The organism is Pedobacter sp. AC379 (assembly GCF_979258145.1).
Genome location: NZ_OZ409839.1, coordinates 3989170 through 4012610 on the forward strand (window position 1 = coordinate 3989170; position 23441 = coordinate 4012610).

The 23441-nt window shown below is 46.3% G+C and carries 19 protein-coding genes; all 19 read right to left on the minus strand.

Annotation, left to right across the window (positions count from 1 at the left end; all coding sequences use genetic code 11):
- Positions 1-184: 184 nt before the first annotated feature.
- A complete protein-coding gene (locus tag ACZZZW_RS17400; RefSeq protein WP_463495266.1) occupies positions 185-1324 on the minus strand; it encodes a type II secretion system F family protein in 1140 nt (379 codons plus the stop codon).
- A gap of 6 nt (positions 1325-1330) precedes the next feature.
- Entirely contained in the window at positions 1331-1810 is a 480-nt protein-coding gene (locus ACZZZW_RS17405; protein ID WP_463495268.1) for a hypothetical protein, read from the minus strand.
- Entirely contained in the window at positions 1788-2153 is a 366-nt protein-coding gene (locus ACZZZW_RS17410; protein ID WP_463495270.1) for a type II secretion system protein, read from the minus strand. Before ACZZZW_RS17410 ends, ACZZZW_RS17405 begins: the two co-directional genes overlap by 23 nt.
- Positions 2141-3379, minus strand: coding sequence for a hypothetical protein (locus tag ACZZZW_RS17415; RefSeq protein ID WP_463495272.1), 1239 nt, complete (start codon positions 3377-3379; stop codon positions 2141-2143). The genes ACZZZW_RS17410 and ACZZZW_RS17415 overlap by 13 nt, the downstream gene beginning before the upstream one ends.
- Positions 3380-3472: 93 nt before the next feature.
- Complete coding sequence (locus ACZZZW_RS17420; protein WP_463495274.1) at positions 3473-4111, minus strand: toxin-antitoxin system YwqK family antitoxin; 639 nt, start codon at positions 4109-4111, stop codon at positions 3473-3475.
- Positions 4108-4602: a hypothetical protein gene (locus ACZZZW_RS17425; RefSeq protein ID WP_463495276.1), complete on the minus strand. Its 495-nt coding sequence runs from the start codon at positions 4600-4602 to the stop codon at positions 4108-4110. Before ACZZZW_RS17425 ends, ACZZZW_RS17420 begins: the two co-directional genes overlap by 4 nt.
- A gap of 6 nt (positions 4603-4608) precedes the next feature.
- Positions 4609-5547, minus strand: coding sequence for a hypothetical protein (locus ACZZZW_RS17430; RefSeq protein WP_463495278.1), 939 nt, complete (start codon positions 5545-5547; stop codon positions 4609-4611).
- Positions 5548-5552: 5 nt separating this feature from the next.
- Positions 5553-6395 (minus strand): LytR/AlgR family response regulator transcription factor, encoded by an 843-nt coding sequence (locus tag ACZZZW_RS17435; RefSeq protein ID WP_463495280.1) that lies wholly within the window; start codon positions 6393-6395, stop codon positions 5553-5555.
- A gap of 457 nt (positions 6396-6852) precedes the next feature.
- Positions 6853-7398, minus strand: coding sequence for a hypothetical protein (locus ACZZZW_RS17440; RefSeq protein ID WP_463495282.1), 546 nt, complete (start codon positions 7396-7398; stop codon positions 6853-6855).
- A 1-nt stretch (position 7399) separates the two neighbouring features.
- Positions 7400-8587: a hypothetical protein gene (locus tag ACZZZW_RS17445; RefSeq protein WP_463495284.1), complete on the minus strand. Its 1188-nt coding sequence runs from the start codon at positions 8585-8587 to the stop codon at positions 7400-7402.
- A gap of 2 nt (positions 8588-8589) precedes the next feature.
- Positions 8590-10545: a type II secretion system protein GspD gene (locus ACZZZW_RS17450; protein ID WP_463495286.1), complete on the minus strand. Its 1956-nt coding sequence runs from the start codon at positions 10543-10545 to the stop codon at positions 8590-8592.
- A 21-nt stretch (positions 10546-10566) separates the two neighbouring features.
- Positions 10567-11991: a GspE/PulE family protein gene (locus tag ACZZZW_RS17455; protein WP_463495288.1), complete on the minus strand. Its 1425-nt coding sequence runs from the start codon at positions 11989-11991 to the stop codon at positions 10567-10569.
- Positions 11981-12484, minus strand: coding sequence for a hypothetical protein (locus ACZZZW_RS17460; protein WP_463495290.1), 504 nt, complete (start codon positions 12482-12484; stop codon positions 11981-11983). The genes ACZZZW_RS17455 and ACZZZW_RS17460 overlap by 11 nt, the downstream gene beginning before the upstream one ends.
- A 23-nt stretch (positions 12485-12507) precedes the next feature.
- Positions 12508-12924: a type IV pilin protein gene (locus tag ACZZZW_RS17465; protein WP_463495292.1), complete on the minus strand. Its 417-nt coding sequence runs from the start codon at positions 12922-12924 to the stop codon at positions 12508-12510.
- 1586 nt (positions 12925-14510) lie between these two features.
- Positions 14511-15017 (minus strand): hypothetical protein, encoded by a 507-nt coding sequence (locus tag ACZZZW_RS17470; RefSeq protein ID WP_463495294.1) that lies wholly within the window; start codon positions 15015-15017, stop codon positions 14511-14513.
- 1 nt (position 15018) lies between these two features.
- Positions 15019-18693: a DUF6443 domain-containing protein gene (locus ACZZZW_RS17475; RefSeq protein WP_463495296.1), complete on the minus strand. Its 3675-nt coding sequence runs from the start codon at positions 18691-18693 to the stop codon at positions 15019-15021.
- 22 nt (positions 18694-18715) lie between these two features.
- Positions 18716-22630: a PKD domain-containing protein gene (locus ACZZZW_RS17480; protein WP_463495298.1), complete on the minus strand. Its 3915-nt coding sequence runs from the start codon at positions 22628-22630 to the stop codon at positions 18716-18718.
- A 425-nt stretch (positions 22631-23055) separates the two neighbouring features.
- Positions 23056-23259, minus strand: a complete 204-nt coding sequence (locus tag ACZZZW_RS17485) for a DUF6984 family protein (RefSeq protein ID WP_463495300.1) — start codon at positions 23257-23259, stop codon at positions 23056-23058.
- On the minus strand, positions 23247-23381 hold the full coding sequence (locus ACZZZW_RS17490) for a hypothetical protein (RefSeq protein WP_463495302.1): 135 nt from the start codon (positions 23379-23381) through the stop codon (positions 23247-23249). The genes ACZZZW_RS17485 and ACZZZW_RS17490 overlap by 13 nt, the downstream gene beginning before the upstream one ends.
- Positions 23382-23441: the final 60 nt, after the last annotated feature.

Here is a 23441-nt window from a genome sequence, read left to right on the forward strand (position 1 = left end):
GATCTTAGCAGCCGGAATCGATTTCCAGCGTCATAGCGTAACAAAGAACCAGCTTAAAAATCGATCTGCCAAAACTTTTTGACGAACGTGCAGTTTCCTTGGACGAACACGTGTTTTCGATTGATGAATGCAAAAGACTGTATGGTCCGGTTCTGTATTCAGCGCTCCGGATTGATAAAGTGAATTAAAAAGCACTGCTCATCTGGAACATCGGCAGATACATTGCAATCAGGATCACCCCCACTACCAGACCTAGAAAGATAATGATCAAAGGCTCCAGCAGTCCGCTGATCGCATTGGTCTTATATTCTACCTCTTCGGTATACTGCTGGGACAACTGCTCAAAGAAGTGCTCCAGTTTGTTCACCTCTTCCGCTATCCGGATCATCTGGATAAACTTCGCCGGATAAAAATCATATTTGGACAATGCTGTTGACAGGCTACTTCCTAATAAGATATCTGCCTGGGCCAGCCTGAGCGACTGCTCTACCGGATAAAAAGTGATCATCTGCCGCACCAGTTCCAATGCCTGCAGTAAAGGGGTATTGGTCTCGGTCAGCAACCTCATCGTATTCGCAAACTGGGCGAGATAAATCTTCTTGGTAATCTCACCCACCACCGGGATCCGTAGTAACGTCAGCGCACTGTACTTCTTGAACCAAGGTGTTTTCCGGTTCACCAGGACCAAAACTACAATCAGTACAATGATGCCCAGCATCAGGTAGACATAACGGTCGAACCAGTCCGAGAAACTAACAATCAATGAGGTCAGATAAGGCAGTTTGCCACCAAAGCGTTTGAAAACATCTGCAAACATCGGCACCACAAACTTGATCATAAAAAATACCGCGGCAAACGAGGTCACCAGGACCAGCAGCGGATAGGTGATTGCCCCAATGATCTTCCTGCGCTGGCTTATCTTGGCCCTAAAGTATTTCGCCAGTTCACCCAGCACCTCAGCCAGCCTTCCGGTTTCCTCCCCGATCCTGATACTGTAAAACTCATAGGCACTGAATTTCTTTTCTCCCTGCATCGTTTCAGAAAGTGATTTTCCGCTGATCACCTGCTGTAGCACCGAAGCAAAAAGTGCCACATCCTTTTTATGGGTGTACGATCCCGCCGTAAGCTCCAAAGCTGAACGGAGATCGATGCCTGAGCGAATCAGCGTAGCCAGCTCATTGTAAAAACCCTCTTTTTTGCGGTCACTGAGCTGGCCGTTACCAAAGGAAATATCCCTGCCCAGCATCTCCAATAGCCCATTACCCTCAGGCTTCGCCTTTGGTCTGTTCTTTTTCCCGTATGCCGATATATCTATTGATGCCATAGCTGATTACCTGAATAAATCCTGGGCACTGTAAAACTTTTTAAACACCATGGGCACTTTTTCTCCTTTTTCCAGGCCGAGCACAAAGCCTACCCGGTCAACCGTATCTCCTTCAACAGCCTCCCGGCCTTCAAAACGAAAACCTACTGCTGTCGGCGCAAGCACAAAACTGTCTGTTCTCAAGCCTTCCACCTCACGGCTGATTACCAAGCCACCGAAACGGTAACGGACCAGCAGACTGTCCTGATGCATTTCAAGACCATCAGCAGTCATTACCAGAACCCGGCCCTGATCGATATCCCTGGCCATCGCCCGTTGCAGATCAAGCACAAGCTGCGCACTATTGTTCTTTTTTTCAAAGGCGCTAAAATAATTCCCGATCAGCCCATAAGCCATATAACAGATGCTGATACAAAGCCCTGCCAGTAGCATCGCCACTGCGATTTCCATCAGCGTATAGGCCTCAATCTTCCCCTTTTCCATCATCGCTGCTTAATAAACATTTTACACTGCCCAAGAACCTTCCCCGCTCGCTTGCCCTGATCTCCAGCCGCAACATGCCCTGGATATCACGCTCACTGCTGATCAGTTCATAATCCACGCTGTCGATCTTCAGTACCCGGCCGTTCTTTAAACCCTCTTCCCTGAACTGTTTGACGAGCACCTCCATCTGTGCCTGCGCCTGTATTTTTTTCAGGGAAATCCCCCCGCTCAGCACATTGCTGAACACACCGATAGCCACCGAGAAGACCACCATGATGACCACCATGGCAATAAGCACTTCGACCAACGTCGAAGCTGCTATTTTCTTATCCTTTAGTTTAACCATTTCAATATCCCTTTCTGTTGCCCCTTTGCCTCAAATAAGGGCGACGAAAGATAATGCCTGTCCCTTGCCCTGCGGTTAAGCGTTACATCCACCAAAAAATTCTCATACAAGGTCGTGGGGGTCTGCATGATAAAGCGGTTACAGGAAGTTTTGCCTTCCACGCTCACGCCTTTCCCCAGCTTGATCAGTCCCGCTGAATAGACCTCTCCCTTTACCTTCGTGCGCTCTGAAAGACTGATCATAGTCTGTAGCGCCGATCTTTTCGGCTCATAGCTAAACACCATCCCAGCGATACTTACATCCTTCCCCACCAAAATCCTGGCCTGGTCGACCGTTTTCTCTTTCCCCACCAATCCCAGTACCGAGGGATAATGCAGCACCACTTTGTCCCCAACAATAATCGAATCCATGGCAAATAGCTGGCAATTGCCTTCAAACCCTTCCTCGACGGTAATGCTTTGCGCATAAACGATAATATTGTTGAGCTTCGCGGTCCTGGAGATAAACACCGAAGTATCCGAATACAGCACAAGCTTTCCCGAGAGCGCCCTGGTAACCTGTCCGGCCAGGGGAACCGAAAATACCTTCCCAGGTCCAAAAAACGAGACATCCATATTTTGCCCGGGTAACACTTCCATTGCCGAAAGATCCCTACTCAGTTCCTTTTCCAGCATCTTTATCATGTCGCCCGACAAGGGAGAAAGTATACGACCGCTTTCCAGTATTTTCCCGTAAACGAGCTTGTCCCCCGAATAGGGCCTGTTCTCCACATAAGATTTCCGCATCCCCGATTTCGGAACTTCCGCATCTCCAGTAACCCGGGTATCACCACTGACCGACAACGGCCGGTCCTCATCGCTCAGGGAGAGTGCAAGGGTATCCATCCGCGTATCCATACCGATCAAAAAACTTTTCTTTATAGTATCCGTGGAAACAAAAGCCCTGATGACCGGGCATTCAAATATCCCCCAAAAGCCGCAGTTGATGCTCACGCTGTCCGTGCCCTCTCCCAAAAGATCCATCTTTATGCTGTCCATCCCCAAAGTCCCCTGATGCTTTAACACATAGGTAACCGAGGAATCCATGTTCCTCTCCAGCCTGGCCCGTCTCAGCTCCCTGAGGTAACTTTCCCGATAATAAGCCGCGATCATGATCAACGAAGCACAGATGACCGCGATGAGAAAAGCGGAGATCACCGCAAAATACAGTGCGCCGGCCTTTAACATGGGCCTGGGAATTTATTGCGCTTGGCAACAACATCCAGGTTCCACCAATAGCCATACAATGTCCAACCCCTGAAACAGCTTTCACAGGAATCTTTAGTTTTTTGGTCTCTGCAGGCCTTTTGTTCCATCTGTCCGTTTTTTATCTTTCCTGAATATTTTTTTCACCCAAGTCCTTATCTTTGAAGGTTTTTCCGGACTGATCTTTCCGTTTTTATACCTGGTCACCAGCACACTGTCAGCCGAGACGCGCCTTTCCAGTTTCCCGCTGATCAGTCCTTTATGGTATTTCCCTTTTACCAATAGTCCGCCTGATGCATCATAACGTTCGAAACGGCCGCTGAGCTTTCCATTGGAATAGTTCACCACCGAATCAGGTAGTCCTTTTTCCTTCCAGCTTTTCCATTCTCCTATTTTGAGTCCCATATCAAAGTACCCTTGCGTTTTTAAAGTCTTGTCCGGATAAAACTCGGTATAGAGCCCGTGCAGCAGTTTCCCACTGTAGCCGCCCTGCGTCCAGTTGATCCGGTTCCCGCTGAACCAGGCATATTTCACATCCATGTCTATCACCTGGGGGATTTTCTCCGGGGACTGTAAACGGAAAACCGCCTTATAACCTTCGAAGCTGATGGTATGGGTATAGCTGCCTGCATCAAAATAATTCCGCATGCGCTGCGCACTGGACATGAAAGTGCACGTCAGTAGCAGCAATAAAGTTATATATAAAAATCTCATCTGATAACCGATAAATACCTGCTTGCGCCCTGGTACTCCACTTTGATGGAGTCACCTATACGTTTGATAAATTTCAGGCCTTCTGCACGCTCGCCTTCACTGAGCATCACCTCACGGCCTTTGACATTGATAATTGCCACATGCCTGCGCTGCGCGCTGTTGTAAAGCTGTCCACTGTAAACAATCCCCGACCAGTCCGTTTTAGGCTTTAAAGGGACTACCCGAGGCTGGGAAATTAATGCGCTCCTTTCAGGAAGCTTTTCCGGCAATGTTTCCGTATAAGTTTCCGAAAAGGGATCGCTATAGGAAAGGTCAAGCCGTACCGTATCGCCCGCATGGTCGACCAGGTTGAAATAAGCCCCCTTAAGGGTTTTGGCTACCGGCAGCCCAGGTGCTTCGGATGCCATACCGGAAAACACGCGGTAAAAGATCACGCCCCATACCACCGCTACGCAGCAGATCAAAAGATAGGTCATTTTCTTGTCTTTCATCAACCTTTATTGAATGGTAAAAGTCCGGAGTTCGCTGTATGCCCCCACATTGCCCGCCCGATCAAATGCCCTTACCCTCCAGGCCACCACCTCGCCCGGATCCCCCGCATCAAAACTGAACTCGGCTGCGGTCAGGATTTTTGGATAACTGGAATTGTACGGCGTATCCCCATCGCTTTTGTATACCAATAGTTCATATTTCTCCGCATCAGAAACCTTGTTCCAGACCAGTCTGACCGGCCTTGAAACCAGCTGCCTGTTCAGGGGCGTACTCAGCACAGGACGTTCAGGCCCGGTGGCATCATAGGTAAGCGTTCTTATCGTACTCCATTTGGAATTCTGTGTGGCATTTTCTGCCCTCACCCTAAACTGGTAGTTGCCCTCCGCGTTCAAAGTCTGCAGAAAAACCAGGCTTTCGGTCGTGATGTTCAGGTCCATATTATTTTCGTCCAGAAAATTGTTCCGGTCCACCTGTAAGCGGTAAGTTGTGGCCCCAAAAAGTTTGAGCCACTCATACCGCACCTGCGGCTTTGATACCGAAAGGCCGTTTGAAGGCAGGCTCAGCTGCAGCACCTGATCACTCAGAGAAGAAGGATAGATCACCAGCGACCTCTGCCCATAAGCGCTTGCACTACTGCCGTTCTCTCCCCTCACCCGCCATTCATAACTCCCCGGATCAAGGGTATAGACAAATTTATCCTTGTTGATCAGCGTATCCAGCAAAACCTTGCTCACACTGTCAAAACGTGGCGAAACCACCTGCAGCCGGTAAAAAAGCGCATCGGCCATCGGGTTCCACCAGAAAGTCTGCTGATAGCTGTTGGTCTCCAGCCGATTGGCAGGGGCAAGCAGATCGATCTCCCGTGATCCGATCGACGGTTCAATAAATTCACTGCAGGCCGCCAGTAGCGGCAGCAGCAATATCAAAAATCCTTTATTCTTCATTTTCCTTAGCCCTGTATAAAAATCTCAACCGATGCCTGCATTTCCACAACCAACATCCCAAGCCCCAATAACCACATTGCCAGTTTGGAATAGGAAAGTACCTGCACCGCTGTCTTCTGTTTCCTGATCATCTTATGTGCCTTTTTTTCAAAAAAAGCCTTCCGGTAAGTATTGCCTATCGGAAGCCTTTCCGTTTCATTCCCGTTCATGATCAGGATATTCCCTTCGATCGAGGTGATTTTTTCATCATTGATAATGAAAGATTTATGTATCCTGCTAAAGGAGGCCCCACACAGGCTGTCCTCCATCTCCTTCATTGAATTGTGGCAGGAAAAACGCTGCCCCCCATCCATATGCAGAATCACATAATTCTGCAGTGCCTCTATGTAGATCAGCCGATCACACCTGATCAGCACCTCCTTAAAGCCCTTGGAATCCGCTTTAATAAAAAACGAATCAATAGCCTGTGGCTTGCTCTGAACATAGACCGAACTGGCCAAATGGGAAAGATGGTCGAACTTGTTGATGCTTTTCACAAACCGGTTAAAAGCTATCGGCTTGATCAGGTAATCGAAGGCTAAATGCTCAAAGGCCGCAAAAGCCTGTTCGGTCCCCGAAGATACCAGTACGACGGAAGAGAACTGCCTGATGCGTTCCAGCCAGCCGTCCTGTTCACCGTTAAATGCCGAATCAATAAAAACAATATCGGGCCGGAGCGAATAGACCGCATCAAAACTTTCGGGCCGCTGCACCGAGTAGCCCTTCAGGACCGTAAGCGGGTAATCAAGGATATAGGTACAGAGCGACTCTACGGTGGAAAGTTCACCGATCACGTAACAGCTTATCATGAGCGTAATTTTAATTTTTTTCTAAGGGCAAAAAAGAAGAGTATATCGTTGGCAGCTGATTTCAGCCCCCCAGATTCCGGACCTTATAACAATTAGAAAAGAGTTGTTCCCGGCGCAACAGAAGGCCACCAGAACGGAGAGCGGTTGAAATAGATAAGTGCATGATCAGTAGAAATTTATGCAGACAATATCCCAATAAATATTTTTATTCCAAAAAATAATCCCAAAAAAAAATGAAACCTTAGAATACAATATCGTAAGCCAATAAATACAGCTAAAAATGCAGATATATAGAGTATTTAAACGCGCAAAAATACCATAATGAGTAAATTTAATACTACGTCAAAAAACCTCAAAATTCCCGGAAACAGCAGCTAGCAATAAAATAAATGTCAAAAACAAATTTGTCACCATAACTGTTTCTCGTGCTATCCAGGACCAACATACAATGAAATCCTCATCGCCCTACAGCAGCCATCTTCAGTTTCAGCACCAGTTTTTCTTTCCCTTCATCCTGCGAAGAAGCCTTTTCCCTGCCAAGATCCGCCGAAGCAATCCTACCGATCCCCTTTGCCTTCGAAAGGGTATCCAGCAATCTCACCAGGTTCTTATACCCGCCCGAAAAAGTAAAACTGTCAAAAATCACGGTACTGTCCACAGCCGCAGTATCTGGTAATGCCGTAACCGTTTCGGGAGAAAAACCGATAGCGGTCCCCGTCGTGATCGCCATACCCGATACCGACTGCCAGAGCCTGCTTTCCCGGTCTTCCGACCGTACCTGATACCCCTTTAGTACAGCCAAATAAAAACCGTGCTCCCGTTCCAGCTGCGCCATCGCCAATGGTGGTTCTGCCCCCACCGCACCGACCGCTTTCAGCTGGGCATTGAGCACCGCTGCCGAAATGGCCTTTTTAAAGGAAAGAACATAAGCGAGATAAAGCACCAGCAGCATCAACAGCCCGAGCGCTATTTTTTTTGTCTTTGGGTTTAATTTCTCCAACATATCAATATCCGATCAAAAGATTAAAGAAATAACTATCGGAGCCCATATCCTGCTGATAGCGCAACAGCCTCACATTTCGCACCCATTTTTTTTCCTTTAGCATAAATATCCAATTGTTTACCGCGCTCAGGTTAGCCGTCTCTCCCGATATCTTTATCGTATTTCCCGCCAGTTCCGCGGAACCCGTTTTCTTTTCCTCCCCAAACTGCACCTGCCTCAGGTTCAGCAGCCTGGGCCTGGAGCTTCCGATCTCGTTCAGCAGAAAAGCATAACTATAGCCCCCGTTCCATCCCATTTTCTTCAGCCGGGCCTTCTGTAGCGCAATCTCTTTTTTCAGTACATCGCCCTGGTCTGCTGTAGCCGTCAGATGGCCCGCCTTTTCATTCAAAACCGCATTCTCCGCGTTATAATGACTGAGCATGAAAAAACTGATGAGCAGCAGGCCCAAAAGCACAAAAACAAACACCGAAGCCATTTTCTTAAGGCCCGAATCTTCCAAAAAGGCGACAAAAGCAAGATCAACCCTCTCATTTTCAGCTTTGACCATTTCAACCCGATCATGCAGAAAAAGCTGGAATGCCAGCGCATAGGGCAGTACGGAACGGGAAGCAACTTTGTTCCCGCCCAGCGACACCTTACTCTCTCCTGGCCGCGCCTCCGTATAACCGTACCCCGAAAAGCTTCCGTCCGCTGCCACCGAAAAAACATGTCCATCCATCGAAAGTCCCGCATCCGTTTCCCCCAGCAGGTCCCATATCACCAAAACGGGCAGCCCGCCCAGACTCAGGGCATAAACCTTGAGCCCTGCCGACTTCAGTTTACCTAACAGGTCATCAGCCAGGGATTTCCGGACAATACTGATCCAGGCCTGCTTTTCCTGAAGGAACTCCTGGGCATAAAATTCTTTTTTTTCCACCGAGGGAAAAGCTTCCTTAAAAAGACCGGACTTTCCGTCCCCCTTACACTCAAGCTGCTTATGGATGATCCCCTTTCCGCTCAGTGCCAATGCCACCGGATATTTCCGGGGAAGGGATTCCAACACCTTTACCAAAGGTCCTTCAACCTCTTTATGTTCCAGGATTTCCAGGGCATTTCCCTTCCTGTACACCACAGCATAGCTACAGCGGTACTGGCCCTGCTGGAGCAGTACGATCTCGATCCCGAGCAGATGGTCAAAAGGCGCAAACATGATCAGTACAGGATTGTAGGTTTGATAAAGACCAGGGTCACCACTTTGTTATTGGATTTCTCCCTGCTGCTAAAGAGCCATTTTAGTACCGGGATACGGGAAAGTATCGGGATACCGGATCCGCTTTCATTGCTTTCTGTCCTTTCCAGGCCGCCCAGCACGATCATATCTTCATTCCTCGCCCTGATCATCGAAGTAAACTTACTCGTTGATTTAGGCGGTGGCGCGTTCAGCGGTGGATTGCCGATAAAGTCGGAGATATTCACTTTTATATTTAAAGTCACCTGGTCATCGCCCGACACGACCGGTCTGATATCGATTTCCAGGTTGGCATTCACCTCTGTAAACTGTTCGGTCACTACGGTCTGCGCATTGAGCGAAGGGATCACATTCTGCGTCCGCTGGCTGTAATAGCGCGAGCTCCCGATGCTCAGGCTCGCTGAATGTCCATTGAGCGTAGAGAGTTTCGGCACCGAGCGGATGTCCACATTACTGTTGTTCTCCAGTGCACTCAGCTTGACATAAAAATTCGGCGTCACCCTGCCCAGGTTCACCGAACCGTTGCGCCCCAGTTTCGAGAGAAAGTTGTTGATCGAATTGGCACCAAAGGTATAATCAAGCCCCGGCAGGATCGTGCCACCGGTCCTCACGCTGTCCGATACCCCTGCAGAAATACCGGTCTTAACGGTTTTGCCTTTGCGCACATCCACCAGGGTTACCTCGATCAGCACCATCGGCACCACCCGGTCGATCTGTTTGATGTAGTTCTCGATCTCATTCACCTGCGGCGAAGATCCAGAAAGCAGGAGCGTATTCTGTTCCCTGAATTCCTTGATCTCCACCCCTTTTTTCCATTCCGCCGGGATCATCATCTGGATGGTATCCAATGAACGGTGCTGCAGCTGCACGATCCGGTTGGCCCTAAGACCTTCGAGTTTCCGATCGCCGATCAGGTAGACCCCGCCATCTTTTTTATAGGTATATTCGGTACCCTGCAAAAGCGCAGTGAGAAAAGAATCATAACCGATCCCGCTGAGCCTGGTGGTCACCGTACCCTTGATATCCGAATAAATAAAATAGTTGGCACCCGCCTCGGCAGAAGCCGACTTGATCAGGTCAAGGATCGGGGTATTCAAAGCGTCTACACTTACCGTCCGGTTACCCTGTGCATCTTTCTTGGCACTGAGGTTGAAATTTCCTTGCAGTTGCCCCCCTCCCTGCCCAGAAGGCTTATTGGATTTTTTTACCGCTGTAGCATTGTCCCCGTTCACATAAAGCTCTTCACCATCGCTCAAAGGCTGAAAGATAAATACCCCATCATTGGTCCGGTTCATCTTAAGCGCGTTGGCGTAAGCCAGCTTTTCCAGCGCCACCTCAAAAGGTGCCGCCGCGATAAAGCCGCTTACCTTTATGTCCATCAGCTTCACCGGCACCACCACGTTCTTCTGTGAAAGCTGGCTGATCTTTTTGGCCACCTGGCCCAAGGTATCATTATTGAGCTCAAAGCCCAGATATTCGTTCGATGAATTATAATTCACCCTGATATCCCGCGGCGCTACAACGGCTTTCGCTACCGCAGCTTTGGTCACCGACATGATAGAACCGATCAGGTTGATGTCCAGGTCATATTCCTTCACCATAAAAAGTAGCACGTTCAGTGCCGTTTCGTTCCTGAAATTGGTATAGACCTTAAAAGTCAATCCCGGATCGATATTGATGTTCAGGTTGTTCGACTGGGCAAGGGCCCTTAAAAACTCCTGCGCCGAGGCGCCCGAGATCGAAATCTGGACGGGTTGATTAAGCCCCGGCACCGTTACCGCAAGGTTCTTCAGCCTTTCTTCCACTGCTTTCAGCCGCTGCGACTGTTCGATACCCTGCGAATAGCCGTTAAGGAAGCTTAGCGTCAGCAGCAACATCATCAGGCAAGCTGTTTTAAAAAATATAGTTGTGTTTTTCATTATTCTGAGCGTAAAAATTATCTAGATGGCCAACAATAAAGGGTAAATTTCTTCCAGACTGGTCAGCCCACCCGAAAAGAGCGAAAAGGCATTTCCGGACAGGGTATTGATCCCTTTTTCAGCAAGTACCCCATCAATGGCCATGTTGCCGTTCCTGATCTGCTGGGAAAGGTCTGCATCGATCGGCACGACCTCATAGACCGCCTTCCGGCCACTGTAACCGGTATAATAACATGTTGAACAGCCCGCCGCAACGAAATGCCGCTTCACCACTGCAGGCGCCCGGAACTGTCTTGGATAAAGTCCGTCATCCATTACCTCCCCTTTTTTACAGATAGGGCACAACAGCCTCACCAGCCGCTGCGCCACCGTCGTATTGAGCGTATTGGCCACCAGGAAACCCGGAATGCCCATGTCCATCAGACGGGCCACCGTACCCCATGCCGAATTGGTATGGATCGTTGACAAAACCAGGTGTCCGGTCAAAGCCGCGCGGATGGCCATATTGGCCGTCTCGGGATCACGGATCTCCCCGACCATGATCACATCCGGATCCTGCCGTAAAAAAGTACGCAGCGTAGCCGCAAAACCCAACCCGATATTTTCACGGAGTTGCACCTGGTTGACCCCTTCCAGCGTATATTCTATAGGGTCCTCGATCGTGAGGATGTTACGTGTACTTTTATTTAACAGTTTGAGTGTAGCATATAAAGTAGTGGTCTTTCCAGATCCGGTCGGACCACTGATCAGGATGATCCCGTTCGGGCGCTGCACCCCTTCCAGGTAATGCCGCATATCCCCCTCGGATAATCCCAAAGTATTCAGGTCGATGTCCGTACTGCTGTTGTTGAGCAAACGGAGCACCACCTTTTCCCCGTAAAGGGTAGGCAGTACCGATACCCGGATATCAAAGGCACTCTGCCTTGCCGAACTGTACTGGATCCTGCCATCCTGCGGCAGTCGTTTTTCGGCAATATCCAGGTTGGCCATGATCTTGATCTTATTGATCAATGAAGGATAATCCTTCTTCTCGATCTGGTAACGCTCGATCATCATCCCGTCGATCCGCACCCGTACCCGGGAGCGTTTTTCAAAAGTCTCGATATGGATATCACTGCTCTTGAGCCTTCTCGCCTCCTCGATCAGCAGCCCCAGAAAATCATCCGCGGCAGAGATTACCGAAACCTCTTTTTTTTCAGCGCCGACCGAAACATCACCAAGATAATGTTTGGACAGCAACCTGCTCAGTTCTGCATTTTCCAGCGCCGAAAGGCTCACCCCACAGCCCAGAACAACTTCAAGTTCATCTCTAAGAGATCCTTCATCGCCGTTCCCGTCCCAGTAAAGTTCAATTCCGCCCTTGGCGCCATTTTCTTTTGGAAAGACCCTGTACTGCATGGCCGTCTCCTTGGACACCAGTGCCAATATCTCCGGTTTAATTTCCATAAGGCAAAAGATTAAAAAATACCTCGTCCGAATGGATGTCAACGCTTTTTATAAGAAAACTGACAAGCATGATCAGGATCAAGAACAGTGCCTGATAACCCGCAAGCGGAATCTTTTCCTTTTCTGCACGGCCACGCCCGCTAAAAATCAGGGTCAACACAATCACAATCATCAGGCTCAACAGATAAAAAGCAATATAATTCAAACAAGAAAAATAGAATGCGATGCACAAGAGAAAAAGAAGATCCCCAAGCCCAAAGTAACCTTTAAAAATATTAGTGAACTTCCGCTTCCTGAGCGAAACATAAGCGGTCAGCAAGAACATCTGTACAATAAGAAAAATAATATTACTTCCAGCCGTAGCTGCCAGACGGGCAAAAGAATATCGTAGCCAAACATCCAGCAAAAAAAGCAATAAAAGCAGCGGAAAAAGCCACCAGTATATGCCCCTGAACCTAAAATCGTGATACACGATTCCAACAAGTACCAACATAATCCCCCCCTGCAAAAACAACATCAGTCCGCCACAATTTCCTTTAAATTCTTGTCCTGGTCAATCTGCCAGACATTGAAAGTCCCGTCACCGTCAAAATCCGCCACCGCAGTTGCCTTTGCCGTAAAAGTATTGTTTGATGCTGCTGTCACTTCAACCTTATAGTTGGCCTTACCGTCCTTCGCATCCGAGGTCAGTTTCTCCTGAATAAACCCGATCTCCACCAGATCGGCCGAAAACTTCGAGTGCTCATAGAAATAACTCTGTTCGAGCTTGGCCACATGCTCCAGCTGCAGCTTCGCTTCAGTCGTTTTGGCCTTGGTGATCAGCGGCATCAGGTTGGGCAGTGCCAGCAGGATCAGGATCCCGATGATCGCAAGAACGATCAGGATCTCAGTCAGCGTATAAGCATCAAGTTTTTTGGTAGTCTGTATTCTCATTAGATAAAGCGTTTTGAGTAACAATATCCCGAAAGATATTATCGCCTCTAAAATGCAAATTAAATCTGATAATTAGTACATCAAATTATGCAAGGGCAGACATTATTTATTTAATTAATCATTAAGCTATTCCCACTTACCGATGCAACACTCTTTATTACCGCAATTCGTGCAGTTATTATCGAACTCCTACAATCGAGTAAGAAGCAGGGAATTGGTTTCCCTGCTGTCTCCTCACACCACCGTACGTACCGTTCGGTATACGGCCTTATTGGCACTAACCCGCCTAAAGGCTTTTTGTACATTTCGGATATCTAATATTTCTTCAAGCATGATACTAAAAAAAACTTCTTCCCAGCCATTGTGCACATTGGTTGCACGGCTCGGCTCAGCTCCTCTTATAATTTACTCTCAGATTCCGTCCTACCCTCATATAAGCAGTTCTCTAATTTGGTTCCACTGTAAACGCTCTGCCATAAACTTCCTGTTTCCTTTGCCATCCTAACATTTGGTCCTTCCTGCATTCGTAATGCAGTACTACTACCTCAGCTGACTTCTGATTGAGTCATTTAGCGTCCCCGCTAAGTGTTGCTTCTCCTGTAATCGCGCTTACACTTTACAGAACTCATTCAGATCTCCCGGGGTAAGACAATCTACTTCCTATGGATGTGGCCTCTGTATATACGTAATAGTCCCCGTGCAGTATCGGGCTTCTGTTTGTTGGGCAACATCACCCGGACTAGATCCGCCTCATATACAGTTTCTGTTCGTAAGCCCCCATATTTGCCGCGGACTTCCTTCAGATTCGCAGTCACCCACGACACCCTTGTCTCTGGCTAACACTTCCTACTGCTAAGCGTGTTCGGGACTCTAACCCTATAGTCGATTGCCATGCCGGGCGCACAAATAACAAAGCCCAACATTTTTAAACTGTTGGGCTTTGTTATGTAACTTACATTTTGGTCTTAGCGAGCTAAGACTAGATCGGCGATTATCCAAACAGCTTTTTGTAGGTAATGAGTTGTTCAGAATTTTCAATACGATGACTGATAGCTGTTGCATTTAAATCCAATATCTCAAGACCGTCCAAAATAATAAAGTCGTTCAAATAGCAAAATTCAATTACAGAATTTAAAATTTCAGAATAATCATACCTAAAATCTAAGCGTACGTCGGCTCCAACTATTTTTTTGTCGTCCTTAAAAAGCCTGATACAAGTTGATTCACTGTCACCATACAAAATTATTTCTTCACTCCAACTTTTACCTAGCTTTAGCTCGGCAGTGAGAGAGTCGAAAAAATTTATTTCATAGTTATAAATTGCATTTTATTTCCAACCAAGCCGCCTCCTATGATTCATCCGTGTCAATGCAATTTTTATTGAGACTAGGAGATATAACTTCTTGTATAGGCAAGTGTTCTGTCAGATTCGCTGCTGTTGATCCGACGCCTTTAGCAACCAATATACTGCTTGTCGCTGCGATGCCGACCGCTCCTTTACTAGCAGCCACAATGCGGTCTTTACCGGAACGCTAACAAGAATATTATTGCCCAAAAGCCAGAAGCTCAGACCATGCGAACTCTGTTTAATCAAATTCAGGATAATTAATAGGATATTTATTACCCTTTAAAAGTTCTATAATACCCAAAGGATTCATTACAATACCGATATGTGCCTTTCGGTTATCGTCCTTCAATTTCCCGACACGTGTAAAATCATTGTCATTTATATGCCATACGTACCATTCATAAGATACCTTGATTGATTCTTCTCCAACTTTTGAACCATAATCATTTGTGTCTCTAAATACAATATCAGTGGTGTTTCCTATCTCATCTATATTTCCAACAAGTTCCCAAAGACTCATCTTTAAACCTAGTTTTGTAATGCAGTGGGCATAAAACTCAACTTCTCCTTTTACAATTTCAGATAAATCAGGGCTATGATTAAGCGGGAATGCTTCCCTAAAAGCCCTTATCACATCACTATTGAGTTGCGTGAGATCGCTGGCGATATATTGAAAGTATTTTTTATTATTATCGTCTATCTTAACAGAAAAGACATCCCCTATTTTTGTGTTTGCTCTCGCCATATTATTTAATACCGTATTTCCACCATTTTGTAGGTGCTATTGAGTTTATTTCATTTAAAAGCTGACCGCCCTTTTTTCCTATCCCATATTGGTTGATTAGCGTCTGTTCCCAAACTCTAGCTTGAGTTCTTGTCAAACCTGTTGCTCCGTCTATTATACGAAAATCCAAAAATGATTTTGCTGTACCAGAATTAAGATGCTCTCCGAACCTGACGGCTGCGTCTCTGCCTGTAATGCCAACATACTTAACCTTACCTGCTGCATCTAATCCTTCATATACTAAATGGCTTCCTCCCTTAGCTACTGCGCCCAATGCTCCTTTACTAACAGCCACAATTGCGGCTTTCACCATAAAAACATCAGAAACGGCCAATGCGCTATAGGCTGCAGCCTGCCAGTATTCTCCATTCTGATAGTGATCTAAGGCAGCCCTTCCATTGCCCCACACCGGAACCATACTTTCAACCAAACCCGGCTGCCCAACACCTTTTCTTTCAGGCGTGCCATCTGAGGCACTCATACCTACCTTGTAAATTATTCCGTATGCGCTATTCCCATTAACCGTAGCCCCATTACCTCCAGCATCTCTATACCATGCTGTTGTTTGAATATATCCATCATTTATATTTGTAGTAACATGGGCACCGTCTCCAACAAGGCTATTATACTCATTAGCTGCCGAAATGTAATCGGTTGCCCAGCCGTTATAAAGACCCCATTGCCCAGTGGCTTGCATGTTCTCAGCCCCACCATAAAAGGCATCCTCAGATGAACTATAGGTAGACCATCCTGAACTGGCCGAATAATGTCCGGAATAGCCGGCCTGCATCTGGGAGATAATATTGTCCCAATATCCGCTATGATCTGCCTTATCCCCCAGCGGATCATTGAAGATCAACGGGCTGTTCAGCGCATACTGGTAAACAGTCATGCTTTCACTCGCCTCCGCCATCGGATCAGCCGATATAAACCTGCCCAGTGCCGCATCGTACATCCGGTAAAACGTCTGCTGCAGATCCGGTAGATCTCCAAAGTCGTCCTGCCATTCGCTGCCACCGTTGTACAGGTTTTTGTTTGCTGCCGTAGGCATCACACTTCCGGGCATCGTCAGTCCAAACGGATAATAACTGTTCTCCTGCCTTACCACCGCTACACCGCCCTGTTCCTCAAAACTCACCCTCACATTGCCCTGCTGGTCCTTGATCATATACTCCAGCTTCAGCGTACCGCTGCTGTTGCGGACCCTGCCCTCCGCCATACCAAAATAGGACAGCACATTATCCTCGTAAACAAAGCCTCCGATATAATCGGTAGTCTTCACCAGGCTATTGTTATCAAAGGCCTGCTTACGGATAAGCCCCCCGCCTGCATCGTAGGTATAGGTGATATATCTCCCCGGTGCAGTATTTACCGTTATCTTATCCGTACGGTTCAGTATATTATAGTCAAGGCTGATGCCCTTCTTCGCATCACCGGTCATATTGCCCGAGGCATCATAAGCGTAACCCGCTCCAGAACCGGTCAGGTTCTTGAAACCAAAGATACCATAGGCGCCACCTGTTCCATCGCTTACATTGCTGAGGTGGTTTCCATCGTAGCTATAGTTCAGGTCATCCACCGCCGTAATGTTCCCGCTCAATACCGCATTGCGCTGTAAAGTTAAGATATTTCCGTTAAGGTCATAACTGATGTTCTTTTCATCAAACGCTCCATTACCGTCCCAGGCACCGCCACCGCTGCGCTCTGCATAAACAGCCGCGTTCAGCCGCATCAGTTTGTCATACACAAACCTGTAGCTCCGCTCATTGCCCGTAGCCACACCCGGTGCATTGACTTTCCATTTTACCGCAGAAAGCATCCCATTGAAATAACCGCTACTACCAATGCCCCCATCTCCCTGACTGTACAACAGGTCCATCCCGAACACATCGTTGTAATCATCGTTCCGCTCATCTACGCTTAGGCTACTGTTATTGATACTGGTCATCTGCCCCTGGATGTTGTAACGGTAATCAACAGACTGCAGGTAACTTCCGCCACCGTTGGTACTGTGCAGCTTCCGGTCCACCAGCTGTCCAAGCTCGTTATATTCATAAGCACCGACCCTTACCGCGGTTCCCCAGTTATGGGACTCATCCACCGTTTTGAGCCTGTCCCTGTGGTCATAACCATATTCGGTCTGCACAACGGTCGTTACCGAGGCTACCTGCACCGTTCTCGCCCTGACCGCTTTTCCGGTAAAGTCCGGAACGGTCGTACTTGTACTGCTCACTGCTGAATTCAGTTGGTTGTTGCTCTGGCTCTGGATCAATCTTCCTTTTGCGTCGTAGAACATCACAGAGGTCAGCCAGACATTGGAAAGACCGCTGCCCACAGTGCGTTTTCTCACTACCGTCGGCATTCCGCTAATATAAGCAGCCTGTACGCCTTCTCCGCCCATGCCCTGGTTCTGATAGGTATAATCGGCCGAACCATTACCGTCAAGATCGTAATCATCATAATAACTGTAGGCCAAAGGCTCTATCTCCAAGTTCGGGAAACAGTTATTGGTATAATAACCGTTCGCCCCATCCCCGTTCCGTTCCTCGGCCCTATTGACCGAAAAGTCCAGACCGTTCACCAGCCCTTGCATCGACGACCTTGTTGTATAGCTGCCGTTATGATAAATACCCTGCATCACCGGAATGTTACGGCTATCATATTTGATATAGTTCCATTTCTGCTGTGACCTCAGGTTTGCATCCTGGGCAAGCACGACCCTGTCAAAAGGATCGTACACCAGGTAACTGGTGCCGCCCCCCGGAACCGTCCGTTCAACCTGCCTGCCCCTGTCATCATAAACATAAACAAAGAGTAGTTTCTGTATTTCTGCCTGCTGAAGGCTGTAGTTCCCATAACTGTCCATAAGTGCTGCAGCCTTGGGCGGCACCACAAAAACCAGTTGACCAAGATCGTCGTAAACATAATAGGTCTCCGCCCATGTTACGCCTCCCTGGTCCAAAAGCTGCTTTTTTAGCATCGTTTTCCCGTTATTATCGGTATAGACCATAATCTGACCGTTTTCTCCATCAGTTGCCCCGTTTACAGAGAGCGTGCCCGCATCAAAGATGCCATTGGCCGATCCATCCGCATTCCATCTCCGGACGGTTTCGCTGGAAAGGTTCGTCCGGTAGACAAACCCTGACTGGTGCTGACCAGGCTGAAAACCGCTACCAAAAGACCCTGCCTGAAATACCCGCTGCAATGGGCTGTTATCAAAAAGCTGCTGACTGTATGGATTTGCATCAACCGCCGTTTTTTGCCCCGTGGTTGCATAAAAACTGGACTGCTCTGAGCTTGCATTCGTCCTGAATGCCCCGCCCGCATTTGACGAGGCATAGGGCAGGTAACTAATGCTCTGCCTCCCAAGGTTGTCGTATACAACAGGCTGGACAATGTCTTTTCCGCCAGGGCTCGCCCCCACGGCGACAGACTGAACAGGCCTGCCCAGACCGTCAAAATAGGTACGCGACGTCGTCCGGTCTGCTACCGGGAGCGCAAAGACCTGAACGTCTGTACTTATTCCCGGCACCTTTACCACATCCTCCTGGATATAGCTCTGGTTCTGTCCAAAAACAGAGCCAACCAAAGAAATTAATGCCAATAATAGCGTTGTGAATATATATTGTATCTTCATGGTTGAATTCTTTTTGACCTTGTTATTCAATTTCGTTAGGTATGCATGTTGCATTAGTATCCATATAGAAGCTAATGGAGTACTTTCCTGTAAGATTTAATCCATTAAAATAATATTGATTTGAAGTTGGCATAGATGCTCGACAATCCTCAACTAAACCAGTATTTGGGGTCGAATAAGCATGGTAGCCAACAGCCTTGTATCCAGATGGATTTGACGAGGAGTATTGTCCACTTGCAGCAAGCCTCAAATCGTATACACCAGGCTCTACCGTTGACATGCCAGTAGCAAGATCAGCAGTATTAAAAACGTATTTGATTACCGAATTCTGAGAAAATGTCAACGTCATTGTACCAGCACCATAAACCTTTACCGGATCGGTAGAATTGCCCACGACAACTGTTTGGGTGGCACTAACGGTCCCAAATGGCTGCAGGGTTTTTGTAAACGTTACTACGTAACTTCCTGCGGCAGCATAGGTATGTGATAGCTGACCAAAAAGCTGACTGGTGGATTGTGTACCGGTACCATCTCCGAAGTTCCAGGTATAGGAAATTCCCGCTGAATTCCAAGTAGTACCAGGGCTACCATCTATAAACGTATAGGGATAATTTACCAGCGGATTTTGGTATCCCCCGATTTCAGCTTTAAAATTATCCTGATCTTCTTTTGATATATAGGTCTTTTTCAATACAATGTTTTTATCCTGATCCAACACATTATTCAGCCTGAGGTATTTATCATATTGATAATACTCCGCAATTCCATTGGTATTCGTAGCGGAGGTCTTCAGAAAAGAATCTTTATCGTATCCAAAGCTGGATACCGTTGCATCTGCGGGATAAAAAATAATATCATCAATCAGCGCAGCGCTGGAACACTGGAAAGATAGCGTAAAGTTAGCCGGAAGGTTGGCAACAGGTACTTTGACCTGATAATACTTCCACTGTCCTTCAGTATTTGGGTATGGCAGGAAAGCTGTCGAAATACCGTTTAGGGAAATATTGATGTTTCCTGAAACAGCGGTATTCATCCACAGAGAAAAAATGTAATACTTTCTTCCAGCCAACTTCGTAATTGATCTTGAGAGCACATTATCAGGAGTTATATTAAATGCATAATTTCCTGACCTTGGCTGTAAGACGAAACTGTTATTACTTGGATTAACACTATAAGTAAAATTAGTTTCCAGGTAATGAAATTCAAAGTTTTCGAAAGCAATCTCACTAATCCCCGCATTGTCGAAAACAGCCACAGGCTGGGAGTTCAATTGGTCAGTGATCATCGCTTTTCGGCTGATTCCATTTGCAAGAGTCGTTGTTGCATTAGCATTCCTGTCGTAATCGAGTATTTGCTGTTTAGTAATATATCTTGAATCCTTGGAAAAGACACCACCAGAAATAGATGAAGGCTGGAAATCGCCCACCCCGACAGCGTTAAGAAAATTAAATTGGCTATCCGGTAGATCTAGGCTCGGACGATAAGAAAATCCCCAGGTTTTAAATCCCGTAAGTGATGCCGATATTGTCCGGTTTACGCCATTCCGCTCTAGCTGGTTATAAGACTCCAATGGAATGTTTATTCCTTGCTGCGAAAGATTATATATCGATTGTACAAATGGATCAGTCGATGGAGAAGCACTATAATCCTTAATATATTTAAAGAAAGCCCTTGTGATACTTCCATCACTCAGCACCTGGGTTCTTGTTGTTACTTCCTTATGCGCTGAACTGCCATAGGTATAACTCGTTGTGGTATGGTTCGCCTGGCTTAGTGATGGCGCATCAAAAACCGTATTGTCTTCCTGAACGGTTAAATTACCCACTCCAGAAAAAACAGTATATTTTGCATAAGCCATTGCACCTGCATTTTCCTCAAATCTTAGGGCACTGATTACCAAAGGCGATCCAGTCCTGGCATAGTTATAAACTGATTCCCTTACTTTGTGCCCATTCTCATCATACTGCGCAAGTTTTTTAAGAAGCCCTCTTTCAAAGTCATAATTTGTGTTCGGCGCGAAAGGGTAAGTATTTTTTTCATTGGTCATATAGCCACCGCTGACACAAGATGTTCTTCCAAAGTTATTTAGCGTTGGAAACCAGTCGCTGCCCCAGCTAGCATCCCAATTGGTAGCCGGCAGCAGATACTCATAAAGAGAACTTCCTATTCCTGCTTTCGAAACACGCACGTGACTGTAGAGTACCCCCGTTTGTTCCTGGGAGATATTTTCTTCCAAACGGATTACCGAGTTCTGTAGCATATATTCTGCTGTTCCAGATCCATAAAACGGGGTAGTAAAAGATAACAAAGGCACATTTACAGGTTTTCCGCTAGACAGCCCAGTTGTCGGATCAACATAACTGTAGTTGGTGATAATATCGCCAGAAGGATTAGTTCCGTCTGTTGAACTGATTTTTTTGATTCGTAAACCACCGCCCTGTACTACCGTTCCAGCCGTTGCATCATAATAATCATTGGGTTCATACTCCAACCGGGTACTGCCTCCCGTATACCGTGAATATATCGTGGCAAGCGTCCCGGCCATCATGGAAGACTGCGAAACCGGCCTTACCGAACCTGGAATGACATAACTAAATACCCCTGGATTCCCTCCCGGAATATTTCTGTAATGTTCATAGGCCGAACTGGTTGGGTTTATGTAAACCTGAGGGAGCAAGGATGTTTCCGTACTCCCATTGTAATACCCCCAAACATCTACGGCTACCGATGCAGAGTCCGGAAGGTTTATATTTCCATTTTCTAGTAAGCCATTGTACCCTAAGGATAAAAGATCATTCTGACCAGCGGAAACATTCATCAAAAGTGAACGGTAAACGTTGCCATTATTATTAGATTTATAAAAGTCGTATTGAAAGACGCATTTTTTCCCCATTCCGGTAATAGAATCGATCAACGGAACATTCGAGGTCGGAGCGTTATGGTAATAAAAATTTAAGCCCTGTTCATAAGCTACATCATCCCACCCACCATAGGTAACCCTGGAAAGATTAATAGCAAAAGTCCAATTGGTAATGGCAAAGGGATATAATGTTGTATTGCTTGTGCCCTGACTCAATGCAACCCTATCCGTCCCACCGGTGAAAGTAGGCTCTGTATAAAAAAAATCTAAACCAGCGCCTCCAATATCCTTTATACTTGTCAGCTTCCAGGCAGCAACATAACTGATTCCATTCTCGAACTGCTGGTACTCACGCTTAAAAAAATTGATCGAGTTTGGATTTGAAGAATTTGTTGCTTTCCTTGCTGTTTCTAAGGCAGCAAAAACATACTTTGTGCCTGATGCGGTTGTAATTACAAAACTTTTAATCCTCCCGTAACTGGAATAATGCTGCGGAACGGTGTAATCGAGCTCATAACTCACCTTAATATCCATATATGGAATTGTTCTTACCGTATGGTCTGCATCAAATACAAGTTTACAATCAAGCCCCGGAGCACTCACAATAAATACATCAGGCTCAGTATCTGAAAGATCAGAAAAGTTATTATTGATATATCCGAGGTCTGTAGCCTCGTCCGCACAGGTCGCCTGATTGTTATCGTTTATAATATTAAAAGCATTGATCTTTGTCCCATTCGTATTGTTGAGCCAGCCTAAACGCTGATTTCCCTGATCATCTTTTTGTGTTTCATCAGGTAGCCCCCTCAATTGGCGGTAAATTGCTCCCCCCGCCTGCAGGTTCCAGCCAAGCCCTGCATTTCCCTCGGCCTGTTTCACTTTGATTCCGCTACCATTGTAGAAAACACTGATAGGCATAGAAATTTTTCCAATCTGTAATTGGTGTAACGGAATACTCACAGTTCCCCCGCCGGTAAGATTATTGACCGATGCAACCGGCAATTGTGAATAGACAATTTTGCTAAAGAATAACAGGGCTAGCAAAAAAAAACGGGAAAATAAAATAATCCTTTTCATAAACGCTTATAGATTTATCGACGATAATGGCTACTAACAAGTAACCAAATCATTAAATAACGGCCAATGTCAAGAAAAAAACGAAATGCCCATAAACTTTTTGACGAACGATCGCTTTTTTACCATGAACGCCCTTTTACAGGTGACGAAATTTAACAACGAAACATCATCCGTCAAAAGAAACCCGATCAGGGCGACGGGCTTCGGCTATCTACTTCAATCGATACCCAGCATTGGGGTGGTGTAGCAACTCCACCTGAAATAATGCTTCTAAATAAAAATGATGTGACAAAAATAAAACTCCAGTAAACTATTGCAATTCCAGTAGAGCTTTGAGCGTATTTTCTAAAAGCTCTACTGCCCAAGATTGAATCTTTTTCCTCTTGAATAATCCAAACATAAAGCAAATTAAAGATTACATACCATTACACATACCTTTCTGGTATATCCGGAATTTTCTTCAGAGGAGAAAAATCAACTTTCCATATATCGAGTTCAAAAAAATTTCCATTCGTATCAATATTTACACTAATTATTAAAGGAATGCCGTCCTCATCAAGCATTTCAGCTTTACCGATATCTCTTGAATAAAAGCGCTCCTTATCGGAAACTACTCTTAAGCTACCCATCCTTCCATTTCCTCAACAAAAACTGTTGCTAATTCGTTTTTGATTTTAATACCTTCTAGAGCATCTCTAATCAGCCATCGAATCAGATTGATCTCTTCCTGTTTTAATAATCTTTTCATCATTTATCTTGGGGGTTTACTGAGCCAATATTCCATGTACCATCTTTAAATCTCCATGCGTTA

Excerpts from the sequence above, each read along its gene's own strand:
- ACZZZW_RS17405 (WP_463495268.1), bottom strand. The coding sequence starts at position 1,810 with ATGATGGAAAAGGGGAAGATTGAGGCCTATACGCTGATGGAAATCGCA.
- ACZZZW_RS17490 (WP_463495302.1), bottom strand. The coding sequence starts at position 23,381 with ATGATGAAAAGATTATTAAAACAGGAAGAGATCAATCTGATTCGATGG.
- ACZZZW_RS17440 (WP_463495282.1), bottom strand. The coding sequence starts at position 7,398 with ATGTTGGAGAAATTAAACCCAAAGACAAAAAAAATAGCGCTCGGGCTG.
- ACZZZW_RS17450 (WP_463495286.1), bottom strand. The coding sequence starts at position 10,545 with ATGAAAAACACAACTATATTTTTTAAAACAGCTTGCCTGATGATGTTG.
- ACZZZW_RS17455 (WP_463495288.1), bottom strand. The coding sequence starts at position 11,991 with ATGGAAATTAAACCGGAGATATTGGCACTGGTGTCCAAGGAGACGGCC.
- ACZZZW_RS17445 (WP_463495284.1), bottom strand. The coding sequence starts at position 8,587 with ATGTTTGCGCCTTTTGACCATCTGCTCGGGATCGAGATCGTACTGCTC.
- ACZZZW_RS17480 (WP_463495298.1), bottom strand. The coding sequence starts at position 22,630 with ATGAAAAGGATTATTTTATTTTCCCGTTTTTTTTTGCTAGCCCTGTTA.
- ACZZZW_RS17475 (WP_463495296.1), bottom strand. The coding sequence starts at position 18,693 with ATGAAGATACAATATATATTCACAACGCTATTATTGGCATTAATTTCT.
- ACZZZW_RS17425 (WP_463495276.1), bottom strand. The coding sequence starts at position 4,602 with ATGAAAGACAAGAAAATGACCTATCTTTTGATCTGCTGCGTAGCGGTG.
- ACZZZW_RS17410 (WP_463495270.1), bottom strand. The coding sequence starts at position 2,153 with ATGGTTAAACTAAAGGATAAGAAAATAGCAGCTTCGACGTTGGTCGAA.
- ACZZZW_RS17420 (WP_463495274.1), bottom strand. The coding sequence starts at position 4,111 with ATGAGATTTTTATATATAACTTTATTGCTGCTACTGACGTGCACTTTC.
- ACZZZW_RS17465 (WP_463495292.1), bottom strand. The coding sequence starts at position 12,924 with ATGAGAATACAGACTACCAAAAAACTTGATGCTTATACGCTGACTGAG.
- ACZZZW_RS17415 (WP_463495272.1), bottom strand. The coding sequence starts at position 3,379 with ATGTTAAAGGCCGGCGCACTGTATTTTGCGGTGATCTCCGCTTTTCTC.
- ACZZZW_RS17430 (WP_463495278.1), bottom strand. The coding sequence starts at position 5,547 with ATGAAGAATAAAGGATTTTTGATATTGCTGCTGCCGCTACTGGCGGCC.
- ACZZZW_RS17400 (WP_463495266.1), bottom strand. The coding sequence starts at position 1,324 with ATGGCATCAATAGATATATCGGCATACGGGAAAAAGAACAGACCAAAG.
- ACZZZW_RS17435 (WP_463495280.1), bottom strand. The coding sequence starts at position 6,395 with ATGATAAGCTGTTACGTGATCGGTGAACTTTCCACCGTAGAGTCGCTC.
- ACZZZW_RS17485 (WP_463495300.1), bottom strand. The coding sequence starts at position 23,259 with ATGGGTAGCTTAAGAGTAGTTTCCGATAAGGAGCGCTTTTATTCAAGA.
- ACZZZW_RS17460 (WP_463495290.1), bottom strand. The coding sequence starts at position 12,484 with ATGTTGGTACTTGTTGGAATCGTGTATCACGATTTTAGGTTCAGGGGC.
- ACZZZW_RS17470 (WP_463495294.1), bottom strand. The coding sequence starts at position 15,017 with ATGGCGAGAGCAAACACAAAAATAGGGGATGTCTTTTCTGTTAAGATA.